The sequence below is a fragment of the Arthrobacter sp. efr-133-R2A-120 genome, assembly GCF_030209835.1.
Lineage (GTDB): Bacteria > Actinomycetota > Actinomycetes > Actinomycetales > Micrococcaceae > Arthrobacter.
Genome location: NZ_JARVRF010000069.1, coordinates 44,982 through 57,491, shown reverse-complemented (window position 1 = coordinate 57,491; position 12,510 = coordinate 44,982). Strand labels below are relative to the sequence as shown.

The following is a 12,510-nucleotide window of genomic DNA, read 5'->3' as shown; positions in this document are numbered from 1 at the left end:
GACACCCATCCAGCATCCCGGACCACCAGCCCGAACTTTAGGAGACACGCCCTAGTCCGTTCCCTTGATCTTCCGCCAACCGCCTGCACGGTTGTTTGCCGCGATCTGCCGCAGCATGGTGATAAGCGGTTCACTCGGGATCACGTCGTGCTGATGGAAAGTGATCATGCGGGCGGTTTTGTTGTCGTGCCCCGAGGTGATGATGTTGTCCGGGTCGGGGACAATCGCGCCGTCGTAAAGGAACAGGTTGACGTGGTCCTTGGCTGCGAGCAGAGCGCAGACGTTGCCGTCGAGGACGAAGTAGGGCCGGGTGCGGCGCTTGATCGTTTCGACGACTTCGGGCTCGGCTTCGTGGATGAGGTCGCGTAGTTGCCCGCCGATGGCGCGTTGCCAGTCCGGCAGGGCCTCAAGGTAGGCGTCGACGTCGGGATGGCGGTTGTAGTCGGCCATGCCGCCATCGTATCGACAAAGAGTGCCCCCGCCCACGCCTCAACGGCGGGACAGGGGCACTCTCGGGGCCAACTGGGAACTAGGCTGCGACTTCTTCCTGGACGGCAGTCAGCGGCTCGAAGATGCCCTTGATCTGCTCAACAACTTCGGCGTCGTCCTTCGGGTGCAGTTCAGCGAAGCGGATCATGGAACCCGGGACGGCAAGCTTGACGTCCTCGAGGACCTTGGCGCCGGCGATGCCGGCTGCCTTGCGGGCCTCGTCCTGCGCCCAGACGCCACCGAACTGGCCAAAAGCGGTACCGACGACGGCGGTGGGCTTGCCTGCCAGGGCACCGGCGCCGAACGGGCGGGACAGCCAGTCGATGGCGTTCTTGAGCGACGCCGGCATGGTGCCGTTGTGTTCCGGCGTGACGAGCAGGATTGCGTCCGCTTCGGCGGCGGCAGCGCGGAGAGCTGCGGCTTCGGCCGGAACCTGGCCTTCGACGTCGATGTCTTCGTTGTAGAACGGGATGTTGCCGAGGGAGCCGTGGATCTGTACTTCGACGTTTTCCGGGGCGTTGAGCTGGATGGCTTCGGCGAGCTTGCGGTTGTGGGAATCGGCGCGGAGGCTGCCAACAAGGGCGAGAACGGTGTTCTTGGACATGGGAACTCCTTGGGTCTGGCCGCGGACGGTGCCGCAGGCGCTCGGTTTTGGAGGCTTTTGCTGCCTTCGTAGATTCTAAACGGACTGCGGTCCGCTTATTATTCCCGAGGCTAGAATGTTTTTGTGAGCCTCATCCCCATCCGGCCCGGTTCGCCTTTCGGGACGCAGCCGGAGCGCAGCGACGCCGCGCGTAACCGCGAACGGCTCCTTCAGGCTGCCAGGGATCTCGTGGCTGAACGCGGAGTGGACGCCGTCACGATGGACATGCTCGCGTGCAGGGCAGACGTCGGGAAGGGAACCGTATTTCGCCGTTTCGGCAGCCGGGCAGGACTCATGATGACCCTCCTGAGCGACGCCGAAGCGGAATTCCAGCGCGAGTTCATCTTCGGTCCGCCGCCGCTAGGCCCCGGAGCGCCCCCACTTGAACGGCTCATTGCCTTCGGCGAAGCGCGCATCAAATATGTCGAAGAATACGGCGAGCTGGCCCGTGCCGCGGCGGAGCATTCCCCGCAAAACCGGCACGACGCCCCGCCGGTCGTGTTGTGGCACCGGCACATCGAGATGCTGCTGCGGGAAGCGGGCCTGGACCGCGATCCATGGCTGCTAGCTCTTTCCCTCGGCGCCACGCTGGATCCCGAGCGCATGCTCCATTCCCTCCGCGCCCATGGAGTCGCCCCGGAGCGCCTGGCTGCGTCGTGGCGAGAGCTCGTTACGCGCCTGCTGAAAGACTGCTGACATAACCTTCGCCGGGCCACCTTCGCCCGGTAGCGTAGCGGCATGACCCACACACCGATCCGCACCGCCGTCGTCGGCTATGGCCTTTCCGGCAGCGTCTTCCACGCGCCGTTCATCGCAGCCAATCCGGCGTATTCCCTCGACGTCATCGTTACTTCGGACCCGGGCCGTAAGGCCAAAGCCGAAGAACGGTATCCCGGCACGAGGATCGTGGACAGTCCGGATGACGTCCTGGCGCTAGCCGGTGAGCTGGACCTCGTAGTGCTCGGCACGCCGCCAGCGACCCATCACCCGCTCGCGAAGGCCGCGCTGGAAGCCGGGCTCGACGTCGTCGTGGACAAGCCGTTCGCGGTGACCAGCGCGCAGGGACAGGAGCTGATCGGTCTGGCCGCGAGGCTGGGCCGCGTGCTTACCGTCTATCAAAACCGCCGCTGGGACGGCGACGCCCTCACGGTGAAGAAGCTGCTCGACGCCGGGACGTTGGGCGAGGTCATGCGCTGCGAAGCGTCAATGGAGCGGTGGGCGCCAGAAATAAGCAAAGCGTGGAAGGCTGGTGCCACGGCCGACGACGGCGGCGGGCTGCTCTTCGACCTGGGAACCCACCTGCTGGACCTAGCGATCCAGATGTTCGGTCCCGCCGAAGTCATCCATGCCGAAATCCTGGCGCGACGGCCCCAGGAAAAAGCTGACGACGACGTCTTCCTGGCCCTAAGGCACGCTTCGGGAGTGCTCAGCCACGTCGCCATGAACGTCAACAGCCAGCTTCACGCGCCACGCTTCCGCATCCTGGGGAGCAAGGGTGGATTCGTGAAGTTCGGAATCGACCCTCAGGAACCCTTCATCGTGGCGGGCGGTCGGCCGACGGATGGCGCCTACGGCGTCGACGATCCGCACCACTACGGCACCCTGGAAATCGACGGCGTGCGGACCACGGTACCCACCGAGCGTGGCGCCTACCAGGAGTTCTACCGGATCCTTGCGGAGAAGATCGCCGACGGCGGTGCCGCCTCCGCTTTGCCGCTCCCCGTGGATCCGGCCGGCCCAGTTGAGGTGCTCAAGCTGATTGAGCAAGCCAGGACGCTCGCCTGACCGGAGCGAACTGGCATCAAATGACCCCAAAACGCTTGGGAAGGGTCACCTACTGCCAGGTCGCTGAAAGTTTTTTTGGATCGGGCGTAACTTCGCCGGGACCGTCAGCGATGTAGGGGGAGTGTGGGCAACGTCCGCACTCATCATCCGGTAGCGACAAAGCCGCTGCCGGAGCAGTCCCAAAACGTTTGTCGGAGGGTTTCATGTCCTTGTTCACTGTCCTTGCCACCAGCAAAATCGCCGCCGGCGTCCTTGCCGCCGGAGCTGTAGCGGTTGGCGGAACCGGCGTCGCAGCCTTCAACGGAGCGCTTCCCAACGATTTGCAGAAGAGCGCCCACGAGTTGCTTGGAGCCCCGGCTCCGGCCGCGTCCAAAGCAGCCGAGTCCGCAGAGTCCAAGGCGGCCGACGCGTCCCAGGCCGCAACGTCGAAGGCGACTGACGCCGCTGCCGACGCTAAGTCCAAGGCCACGGACGCCGTCGACGACGCAAAGTCCAAGGCCGCGGCCGCTTCGGCCAAGGCCACCTCACCTGAGGCGTTCGGCCTCTGCACCGCCCTCCTCAACGGCGGCCTGAAGGCTGACACCAAGGTGCCCGGCTACTCGTCACTGGTAGTTGCCGCTGGCGGCGAAGCCAACGTCAGCGCACACTGCGCCACCGTCGTGAGCGAAGGCAAGGCTGCCGGCTTGAAGGCTGACGGATCTGCTTCCGCCAGCGCCGACGCCGATGGAAACGCCGCATTGCCTGCCGTACCGGCTGTTCCCGCAGTGCCGTCCGCTCCGGCCGTCCCCGCTGTACCGGCAGTCCCGGCCGTGCCGTCCCACGTGCCGACCGCACCTGTGCACGTTCCGTCCGATTCTGTCAGCCCGTAACACTGCGGCTACGCTTGAACGGCGGGGCTCCTTGGCTAAATGACAAGGAGCCCCGCGACGCAACAGACTGCAGCGGTGGTCATTTCTCAGGCCAGGGACGATGACCGCGCTGCGTGGGATGGAGGGGTCGCGGGTGCTTGACCCTTTGGCTGACGAATATTTGCAGGCGGACGAGGAAGATCCCGCACTGCTCTTCACGGCTGCCTACAACGAGTTTTCCGGACCGGTGTTTGGATACCTGCGCGCCCGCGGCGTGGACGATCCGGAAGCAGTTACCCAGGACGTGTTCCTGGCTCTCTATCCCAAACTGGATTCCCTCCGAGGAGGTCTCCAAGGGGCCAAAACCCTGCTCTTCTCCATAGCGCACGCGCGAATGGTGGATCACTATCGCAAGCGGGAACGCACCCCTGATTCCGCGCCCTATGAATCTGATTTGGATTCGCGGAGCGCGCCCTCGGCCGAGGACCAGGCATTCGGACATGGCGAAGGCTTGGGCGTAACCGAGCTACTGGCCGACCTCAACCCCGATTACCGGGAGGTCCTGGCGCTACGGGTCGTGGCGGACCTGTCGTTGGAAGAAACAGCGGACATCATGGGCAAGTCCCAAGGAGCCGTGAAGCAGTTGCAGCGCAGGGCATTGAGTGCACTGAGAGAACGTGCACTACTAAGGAATGGCACATCATGAGCGAAAAATCCGCATCCTTCGGCGAGCAAGGCGTTGACCGCCTGCTTGCTGAAGCCGGACTCGACGAAGCGTACGAGATCCGGACAGAGCTGCTGGAACTGCAAGCCCTTGCGAGCACCCGGCCGCAGCCATCGGCGGCTGTGCAGGCTTTGATGGCACCTGCGAGCGTTGCGGCTGCACCTGTCGCGGCCACAACCCCGCTAGCCCGCACCGCGGGTGCGCCGATCGACGAACTGGCCGCGCGCCGTCGTCGTAAGCGCCGTGCCGGCATTGCGGCTCTTGCCGTTGCGGCTTCCCTTGCCGCCGGAGCTACCGCCGCGGCTGCGTCCGACGGCGGCATTCCGGGAACGATCGAACACTTGGGCGCCGTAGTGGGATCGGTTGTTTCCCAGCTCGCCCCCGGCTCGGGCGGCACAGGTCCGCAACAGCAGGGAACCCGCCCGGAGCCGGTTCCGATGCCCACCCGGGGAACAAGCATTCCCGCGTCGCCTTCTCCGGAGTCCTCAAGCCTCGACGCCCAAAACAACAACACGCATCCATCGCCGCACGCCACTCCCGGCACTACTGCGCCGGGGTCCGAGTCGGATCCGCGCAATGGATTGCACGATATCGCCAAGGGCCGCCCGGAACAGATCACGATCCCGACGCCGGAGGTCCCAACCCCTACGCTCCCGTTGCCCCAGCCCGTTCCTTCCGAGATCCTTCCGGGCAACCCGGTGAAGCCGTAACTTGGGGCGCGTTCGGCTGAGCCGACCTGGCGGCCCGTAGTTCGGTGACGCGGGCGGAACGCCACCAAGCCGCCACGGACATCAGGGCCGAAGCGGCGGGTCCCGGCGATCAGCTGCGTAATCGAGTCTTGCCTCGCGATCGCATCGTCCAGGTCAGCCGAATCCACCGCCCGCCGGCGCTTTCTCTTCAGGACGAAAGAGGTCCTCCATCACGGAATCCGGGCAGAGGCGTCCCCGATGCTTGGCTTAACCAACACCCACATGAGTCCAGTCGACGGGCCCGGCCCGTGACTAATTCAGCAATCTCCTAGGGACCTTAGGCGGCTTCTAGTTCAGTGACGCGGGCGTATTTGAGCGCTTTGGCTTGGTGTCGGAGCGCGCGTCGGTGGCGCCTGGAATACGGTCCCGCGATATCGGGCGGGTCGGTTCCTAGTGGATTGCTGCCTGGCAGGGGCGGGGCTGTTGACCGGTGGTGGTGTCCGGTGGGGGTGCGGATTTCCAGGACATGCCGTGTCCCGGGACTGGTTTTTGCTGTCCAGCCGGGGAGTTCCTTGGTGTGGTTGCATGCTTCGCACAGGCCCGCGCCGTTGGCCAGGCTGGTGGGTCCTCCGTCGTGCCAGGGGATGATGTGGTCTAAGTGCCTGATCGGTGCGTCGCAGTAGGGGGTCCGGCAGGTCTCGTCGCGGGCCTGGATGAAGCGCCGCATGCCCGCCGGGAATAAGCGCGCCCGCGAATCCACCGCGACAAGGTCCCCGGTTCCGGGGGCGGTGTAGAGACGCCGCAGCCAGACCTTGAAGGTCCGGTTCGCGGGTTGGCCGGGACCGGCCTGGCCGCGGTTCCCGGTGAGGAGTGTCCGTGCCCAAGCGGCGGGGACGATGCCGTAGCCGGGGAGCCTGGCCGGTTCGCTCTCGCCTTGGAACAGGGCGCGGTCGGTCATGACGAGCTGGACTTCAACCCCGCAAATACCGCCGGGGGTGCCGGTGGTGCGTTCGACGAGGGCGTCGGCCATGATCTGTCCCCGGGTGCGTGTGTCCCCGGTGGTGCGGAGGGTGTCTGCGTGCCGGGTCAGGGCCGCGTGAACGGCCACGCCCTGGGCGACGGGAAGCAGGGCGGTCAGGTAGGTCATGGTGTCAGGCGCGGGCCGCAGGGACACATTCCGTTCGGTGGCGGCGTGGCTGGCGCGCTGGGTCACGGAACGGGGGTCCCGCCGGTACGCGGCGGCACGGGCGACGGCGATGATGGCCTTGTCCCCCACACCGTCGAAGGTTCCGGTGTCGGCGGCGAGTTCCTCGTCCACCGCGCAGCGGTCTTCGGAGGACAGGCAGGCTGTTTCCTTGACCAAAAGGGTTGCGCGCCATTCGTTGAGCCGGCCGGTTTCCAGGGCGGCGAGGGTGTGCGGCATTTCGGCGACGAGCGCTTTGGCGAGGCCGTGGAGCCGGGATCCGCGGGCGGGGGATTCCCGCCGGGCCAAGGCAATCTGGGCGGCGACGCCGCGTCCCTGCTCCTCGGCCGGGACGCCCAGGTCTTTCTCGGCGCTGCGTTGGGCGGCATCGAACGCGACCGCGATCCGGGCCTGGGCAGCGGCGGCCGCGGACTTCAAATCCTCCAGGGCACGCAACTGGTTGATCAGTTCAGTACTTTCGGCGCCTGGCCGAAGCGATTTCACGGCGTCGATCAGATCCCGCACCCGGACGCCCGGGAAAGCGACGCCCGGCCCAGCAGCCCCAGGGACCGCGCCGCCCGAAGGCGCGCCCGCTCCGATCTGCTGTGTTCCCCGGTTCCCGGCCATAACCAAAGCATCGCAGAGGGGTCTGACATTAATAGGTCGATGGAGCCCGTCCAATCGAAAAACGATGAAGATCGGAAGAACTCTCAGTGATGACGTCGACGCTGTTGCCGTGCCGCGCGGGTCGTGGCGTTGAGCAGGAGGATCGATTTCGTCGCGATCGATACGACGAGGAGCGTAACGGCGGCGAGCACTCCAATGGTGATGGCCTGCCAGGCAGGCGGTTGGAGGAGGTGCAACCAGGTAATGGCGAGTGCAGCGACACTCGCCACGGGGAAGGTGAATGACCAGAACCCCAGCGAGAACGGCAGTGCGCCGTAGCGCGGCAAGAGCGTCGCCTGGATCAGCACCATCAGAACCGTGATCGCCGTCAACCCCTCGAACACAAGATCGGGCCGACCGCCTGAGATCGTGAGCCACGCCGCTGACGCAACGGCCGGGGGAGCCATCATGATCGCAAGTGTCGGGAGCAGTGGTGCCGGCATCGTTGGACGGCGCGCGAGGCGGAGGAAGAAGAACACGGAGATCACCAGCCAAAAGACGATGCCAACGGCGAAGCTCCCTATGGCGAGCCAGTCAAGCCCCGCCTGTGCCGCGGCGAGTGCACCGACTAAACCGGCTGCGCTGATGGGCAGGAAGTAGCCGCCATGAACGGATTCAAGCGGCAACTGCCCACGCATCCAGAAGCCCAGAATCCATGCGGCGAACGCGGCTGCGGCGGCCATGGAGATCAACGTCAGTACAGTTCCGGCCAGCGGAATCGTGTGGTGAAGGTTCGCTCCGAGCAGCATCGCGGCGATGGGAAGGATTGCCGCCAGCGGACCCTGGGCGAAGTGCGTGAGCTGATGAGAGAGCGGTTGGTCGGTGCGCTTGCCGCGATGCGTGTGTACTGCGACGGTCCAGATCCAGGAGATCCCGGCAACTAGCCAGAACGCTTGCCCGAGCTCGAACGGGAGCCCGAGCGCGGAAGCCGCCACGGACCAGACCTGGGCGAGGCCGGCCAGGCCCAGTGGGATGGCGAGCGTGTTCAGCGGGACGCGCGTGTGCAGGCCTGTTGCCGGGGTGGCGTGTGCCAGGGACTTTTGAATGGACAAGGAGTGCCTTCCTGAAAGGACAGCTGGATCCAGATGTGGCCGCAAAATTAGTTTTTGACCTTGAAGTACAATATCATGCGGGTTACTCTTTTTCCATGGGTAGACCGATGCAGTTCGAGGCCGCTGAGGCCGTCGATAGGGCGATGGATCTGTTCTGGCGTCAGGGGTACGCCGGAACGACGCCGCAGGAACTGGCCGGTGAACTGGGCATTGGCAAAGGCAGTCTCTACAACACGTTTGAGAGCAAGCACGCACTGTTCCTGCGTGCCCTCCGGCGCTATAGCCTGAAACGACTCGAGTACCTGGCCGAGCTGTTCTCAGCGCCCGGGCCGGTCCGGCCCCGTCTCAAAGGGGCCATGACTGTCCTTGCCGGCGTGGGCGAGCATCAGCGGGGATGCGTCATGGTCAATGCCGCGGCGGAGCTCGGCCCCGCGGACGTCGACGTGAATCGCATCGCGGACGAGCTCTTCACGCAGATCGAAGCCGTGTTTCGGCAAGCAATCGTGCAAGGACAAGAGTCCGGAGAGCTCGGTGTGGATCGGGATGCCGGCACTGCCGCCAGCCAACTGCTTGCCTCCGTGATCGGGCTAAGTGTGCTCGTCAAGACAGGCATGGCGTCGGAGAGATTCCGCGCCGTCGTCGACGGCATCGTCGACGGATTGTGACATCGCAAGGAATCCACGATCAGACGTGAGCAGGCGCGTGCCGGTTATACGGATGTTGTGAACAGTTCGATGCCGGACGCGACTGCGACTTCTCGGTACGCGTTTGCCAGGTCATCCAGGCTCGCGTGTCTGTTTAGGCCGCTCGGGTTCGGGACCACCCAGACGGGGATGCCGCCGAGATGGTCCAGCTGACGTCCGACCGTTGCCTGGGGCCGGGCGAAGGCAACCCGGTAGGCGGTGATTCCCAATACCGCCACCACTGCCGGAGCGATGCGTTCGACGCGCTCTGAGAGTGCTTCGGCTCCAGCGACGAGCTGCTCTGCGGTGAGTTCGTCCGCGCGCGCCGACGCTCCCGCGACCAGAGACGTGATGCCGAGGCCACGCTCACGCAGATGCGCGAGGTCTTCGGGGCGGAAGCCCGCCGAAGCATCTATCCGCCGATCGACGATGCCCGCCCGGTAGAGAGCAGGATAGAAGCGGTTGCTCCCGCCGCCGAAATGCGCCTGCACCGCGACGGCGCGCAAGCCGGGATTTATGCCGACGAACAAAAGCCGTGTGTGGTCCCCGAGTAGGTCCGGCAGGCTCCCGTCTCGGAACGAATCAAGGACAGACCGACTAAATCCCATCACTCCACCTTCGGGCTTCCGGAAGCGGAGGGCTACCGGTGTTTCACAATGCGAGTACGGGGCTGTTTTCACCAAAAACCCCGACGGCGGGGTGCCGCTTCCCGTGGAAGCCGCACCCCGCCGTCGGGATCGTTTAGTCGCGCCCGTTAGGGGCGGAGAGAAACTAAGCCGAGACGAGGTTGTGCCAGTCGGCCACGAGGGGCAGGTTGTGCGCCTCGGAAACCGAGCGGTGCGTGACCTTGCCGGCAGCGATGTTGAGGCCCGCGGCGAGGGCGGGGTCGCGGTCGAATGCGGCCTTGACGCCCAGGTTGGCCAGCGCCACTGCGTAGCGCAGGGTGACGTTGGTCAGTGCGTAGGTGGAGGTGTTCGGAACGGCGCCCGGCATGTTGGCGACGCAGTAGAAGATCGTGTTGTGGACCTTGTACGTGGGTTCCTGGTGCGTGGTGGGGTGGGTGTCCTCGAAGCAGCCGCCCTGGTCCACTGCGATGTCCACCAGCACGGAGCCGGGCTTCATGCGGGAAACCAGTTCATTGGTGACCAGCTTGGGGGCCTTGGCGCCCGGGATCAGCACGGAACCGATGACGAGGTCGGCGTCGACCACTGACTTCTCGATCTCGTAGGCGTTGGAAGCGACCGTCTTCAGGCGGCCCTGGTAGATGGCATCCAGCTCGCGGAGGCGGTTGATGTTGATGTCCATGATGGTGACGTCGGCACCCAGGCCCAGGGCCATGGCGGCAGCGTTGGTACCGGCAACACCGGCGCCGAGGACAACAACCTTGGCCGGGCGGACACCCGGGACGCCGCCCAGCAGCACACCCTTGCCGCCGGCCGGAGCCATGAGGGAGGAAGCGCCGACGACAACCGACAGGCGGCCGGCGACCTCGGACATCGGTGCCAAGAGGGGCAGCGCGCGGCCGTCCTGGACGGTTTCGTAAGCGATCGCCGTGACGCCGGAGTTGATGAGTTCCTGGGTCAGCTCGGGCTCGGCGGCCAAATGGAGGTAGGTGAAGAGGATCAGGCCCTTGCGGAAGCGGTGGTACTCGGCCTTGATCGGTTCCTTGACCTTCATGACCATGTCAGCGCGTGCCCAGACGTCGTCGGCTTCGGCCACGATCTCAGCGCCCGCAACCGCGTATTCCTCGTCCGTGATACCGGAGCCCAGGCCTGCGCCCCGTTCCACCAGAACGGTGTGGCCGTGGGTGCGGAACTCGTGAACGCCTGCGGCCGTGATGGCAACGCGGAATTCGTTATTCTTGATCTCTTTGGGGACACCGATGATCATTTTGGGCTCCATGTTCGAAAGGCTCCAACGGCCTTTTTCTCTGCGGGGGACTGTGATTCCAGAATAAATCCGCTGTGAGCCAGGCGACAGGAAAGGTGATCGCAGCCGTCGCTGACTTCCCCGGAATTCCGGGGTTTTTGCGGCCCGCGACTCGACATTTGTCGATACTGAGAGCGTCAGGTGTCGCCTGATGTTCGTCGGGCAAAGTAGTGTTTTCTCCATGCAGCAGGACGTGGAGAAGATCGTCGAGGACGTCGCACTCAAATTGGGCCGCGGCCTCTCCCTGGAAGACCTCGACGGCGTGCTGCTCGCCTACAGTTCCAACCAGTCCCACGCCGACCGTGTGCGCGTGAATTTCCTCCTGAGCAAGCGTGTCCCGGTGGACGTCAGCGCGTGGCAGCTCTCGCACGGCATCGCTACCGCGGTGCGTCCCGTCGTCGTGCCCGCCAATGAGGAACTCGGGATGGTGGGACGCGTCTGCGTCCCGCTGCTGGTGCGCGGATTCCGCGTCGGGTACCTCTGGGTCCAGCAGGACCTTGACGAGCAGACCGCGACGGCGATACTCGCCGAGCTGCCGGGCGTCCGGGACGAGTTGGACCTCCTCGCGGGGTTGCTGCTCGATTCCAATACGGCCGAATCGGAGTTCCGGCGCCGCCGTGAGCAGGAATTCCTCGCTGCATGCCAGGGCGAATCCAATGCAGTGGCGGCCGTGGCGGGATGGAAAGAGATCCAAGGCCGGGGACCTTGGCAGCTGGTGACCGTGCTCGATGCTGACGACAGTGGCGGCGTTTCCGATCCGATCGCGGCGACCCTGACACACCGTTCCGCCGCACTGCAGGCTACTATCGGGGTCGATTCCGTGCTTTTCAGCGCCGGCACCGAGACGCACTCGGTCCTGTTGTTCCGCGAAACCGGCGGACGGGCAGAACATGCCCAGGTCCTCGTCCACTATCAGCTGGAACTCGCCAAGCGCGCCGGCCGGAAGGTGGACCGCGTCATTCTGGGCATCAGCGAGCCGTTTTCAGTCATCCGCCAACTGGGTCGGGCGTACCGGCAATCGAGGCTCGCCGCCAAGGCTGCCGCCGTCGATCCTCCACTCGGCGAGCTCGTGGACAGCCGCTCGGCCGGGATCTACCAGTTGTTCGAACGGCTACAAGCGCCCGGCGGTTGGGACGATTCGGGCTCGGCACATTTCCAGGAGATCGAGGACGCCGACCGCAACGGCGAGCTGCTCCCCGTGCTCGAACTGCTCTACGACAGTGACGGCTCCGTGCAGGACGTGGCCGCGAAGCTCCACCTGCACCGCAGCAGCATCTACAACCGGCTGGCCAGGGTCCGCCAGCTCATCGGAGCAGATCCGCTGAATGGCGCCATCCGGCTCGAACTCCACGCAACGCTCAAAGCGCGGCGCTGGGCAGGGCGTCCACGGATTTGACCCCCCTGGTACCGGAAGCCGCGCTGGCTTACTTGTTGAACTGCCTCAACTGAAGGCTGCAGCGCCAGCGGTCCGGGCGGTGCTGAATCATCTGCGTCCGGGTGTTCCGGCAGCATCGTCCGTGCCACTCGACGGCAAATGTTCGATGCCCTCCCATCCTCACTGCAGTGCCTTGGTTGCTGCGTCCAGAATCGACCCAAGATCAACGCCCGGTTGGGTAGGCGGTGGCGTAGGTGTGGGGCTGGCCGGGGTCCGTGGCTTCCAAGAACCTGTAGGCCCGGGCGTCGGAGACGCTGGATCCGTCGGATCCGGTGTCGGGGTTGGGTTAGCGGGTCCGGTCGGACCCGGGCTGGGAGCCGGCGCAGGCTGGGCCGGAACCGGAACGGAAGGAACAGGCACCGGGCCGAGGCTTGGGGGCAGGGC

At 65.3% G+C, this 12,510-nt stretch carries 13 protein-coding genes; 7 read left to right on the top strand and 6 right to left on the bottom strand.

The genetic code is table 11. The features are described from left to right. Window positions 1-51: 51 nt before the first annotated feature. Together QRN52_RS23005 and QRN52_RS23000 are read right to left on the bottom strand one after the other, a co-directional pair. Window positions 52-450: a DUF1801 domain-containing protein gene (locus tag QRN52_RS23005; protein WP_284756113.1), complete on the bottom strand. Its 399-nt coding sequence runs from the start codon at window positions 448-450 to the stop codon at window positions 52-54. 79 nt (window positions 451-529) lie between these two features. Then, window positions 530-1,093, bottom strand: a complete 564-nt coding sequence (locus QRN52_RS23000) for an NAD(P)H-dependent oxidoreductase (RefSeq protein WP_284756112.1) — start codon at window positions 1,091-1,093, stop codon at window positions 530-532. A 123-nt stretch (window positions 1,094-1,216) separates the two neighbouring features. Between QRN52_RS23000 and QRN52_RS22995 the strand changes: the two genes are divergently transcribed. From QRN52_RS22995 to QRN52_RS22975, 5 genes are all read left to right on the top strand, one after another. Beyond that, the gene (locus QRN52_RS22995; RefSeq protein ID WP_284756110.1) at window positions 1,217-1,828 is read left to right on the top strand and encodes a TetR/AcrR family transcriptional regulator; all 612 of its coding nucleotides are present in this window, start codon (window positions 1,217-1,219) and stop codon (window positions 1,826-1,828) included. 42 nt (window positions 1,829-1,870) lie between these two features. After that, a complete protein-coding gene (locus QRN52_RS22990) occupies window positions 1,871-2,917 on the top strand; it encodes a Gfo/Idh/MocA family protein (protein ID WP_284756109.1) in 1,047 nt (348 codons plus the stop codon). A gap of 203 nt (window positions 2,918-3,120) precedes the next feature. Continuing rightward, window positions 3,121-3,786 carry a hypothetical protein gene (locus QRN52_RS22985; protein ID WP_284756108.1) on the top strand — a complete coding sequence of 222 codons (666 nt, stop codon included), beginning with the start codon at window positions 3,121-3,123 and terminating at the stop codon, window positions 3,784-3,786. 133 nt (window positions 3,787-3,919) lie between these two features. Further along, window positions 3,920-4,471, top strand: coding sequence for an RNA polymerase sigma factor (locus QRN52_RS22980; protein ID WP_284756114.1), 552 nt, complete (start codon window positions 3,920-3,922; stop codon window positions 4,469-4,471). Continuing rightward, entirely contained in the window at window positions 4,468-5,199 is a 732-nt protein-coding gene (locus QRN52_RS22975) for a hypothetical protein (RefSeq protein ID WP_284756107.1), read from the top strand. Before QRN52_RS22980 ends, QRN52_RS22975 begins: the two co-directional genes overlap by 4 nt. Window positions 5,200-5,515: 316 nt before the next feature. Here QRN52_RS22975 and QRN52_RS22970 read toward each other — a convergent pair whose 3' ends face one another. Beyond that, complete coding sequence (locus QRN52_RS22970) at window positions 5,516-6,988, bottom strand: HNH endonuclease (protein ID WP_284756106.1); 1,473 nt, start codon at window positions 6,986-6,988, stop codon at window positions 5,516-5,518. An 83-nt stretch (window positions 6,989-7,071) separates the two neighbouring features. Continuing rightward, window positions 7,072-8,079, bottom strand: coding sequence for an SLAC1 family transporter (locus QRN52_RS22965; protein ID WP_284756104.1), 1,008 nt, complete (start codon window positions 8,077-8,079; stop codon window positions 7,072-7,074). Between the two features lie 95 nt (window positions 8,080-8,174). Between QRN52_RS22965 and QRN52_RS22960 the strand changes: the two genes are divergently transcribed. Next, the gene (locus QRN52_RS22960; protein WP_284756102.1) at window positions 8,175-8,744 is read left to right on the top strand and encodes a TetR/AcrR family transcriptional regulator; all 570 of its coding nucleotides are present in this window, start codon (window positions 8,175-8,177) and stop codon (window positions 8,742-8,744) included. Window positions 8,745-8,788: 44 nt separating this feature from the next. On the opposite strand, the gene QRN52_RS22955 is transcribed toward QRN52_RS22960, so the two are convergent. Both QRN52_RS22955 and ald read right to left on the bottom strand, forming a co-directional pair. Beyond that, window positions 8,789-9,370 (bottom strand): mismatch-specific DNA-glycosylase, encoded by a 582-nt coding sequence (locus QRN52_RS22955; RefSeq protein WP_284756101.1) that lies wholly within the window; start codon window positions 9,368-9,370, stop codon window positions 8,789-8,791. Between the two features lie 163 nt (window positions 9,371-9,533). Continuing rightward, complete coding sequence (gene ald / locus QRN52_RS22950; protein WP_284756100.1) at window positions 9,534-10,652, bottom strand: alanine dehydrogenase; 1,119 nt, start codon at window positions 10,650-10,652, stop codon at window positions 9,534-9,536. Between the two features lie 220 nt (window positions 10,653-10,872). Between ald and QRN52_RS22945 the strand changes: the two genes are divergently transcribed. Then, the gene (locus QRN52_RS22945; protein ID WP_284756098.1) at window positions 10,873-12,087 is read left to right on the top strand and encodes a PucR family transcriptional regulator; all 1,215 of its coding nucleotides are present in this window, start codon (window positions 10,873-10,875) and stop codon (window positions 12,085-12,087) included. The last annotated feature ends 423 nt before the right edge of the window (window positions 12,088-12,510 follow it).

What these genes read in the sequence shown, in the direction of transcription:
- QRN52_RS23005 (WP_284756113.1), bottom strand. Translation starts at nt 450, where the DNA reads ATGGCCGACTACAACCGCCATCCCGACGTCGACGCCTACCTTGAGGCC.
- QRN52_RS23000 (WP_284756112.1), bottom strand. Translation starts at nt 1,093, where the DNA reads ATGTCCAAGAACACCGTTCTCGCCCTTGTTGGCAGCCTCCGCGCCGAT.
- QRN52_RS22990 (WP_284756109.1), top strand. Translation starts at nt 1,871, where the DNA reads ATGACCCACACACCGATCCGCACCGCCGTCGTCGGCTATGGCCTTTCC.
- QRN52_RS22985 (WP_284756108.1), top strand. Translation starts at nt 3,121, where the DNA reads ATGTCCTTGTTCACTGTCCTTGCCACCAGCAAAATCGCCGCCGGCGTC.
- QRN52_RS22975 (WP_284756107.1), top strand. Translation starts at nt 4,468, where the DNA reads ATGAGCGAAAAATCCGCATCCTTCGGCGAGCAAGGCGTTGACCGCCTG.
- QRN52_RS22970 (WP_284756106.1), bottom strand. Translation starts at nt 6,988, where the DNA reads ATGGCCGGGAACCGGGGAACACAGCAGATCGGAGCGGGCGCGCCTTCG.
- QRN52_RS22960 (WP_284756102.1), top strand. Translation starts at nt 8,175, where the DNA reads ATGGGTAGACCGATGCAGTTCGAGGCCGCTGAGGCCGTCGATAGGGCG.
- QRN52_RS22955 (WP_284756101.1), bottom strand. Translation starts at nt 9,370, where the DNA reads ATGGGATTTAGTCGGTCTGTCCTTGATTCGTTCCGAGACGGGAGCCTG.
- ald (WP_284756100.1), bottom strand. Translation starts at nt 10,652, where the DNA reads ATGATCATCGGTGTCCCCAAAGAGATCAAGAATAACGAATTCCGCGTT.
- QRN52_RS22945 (WP_284756098.1), top strand. Translation starts at nt 10,873, where the DNA reads ATGCAGCAGGACGTGGAGAAGATCGTCGAGGACGTCGCACTCAAATTG.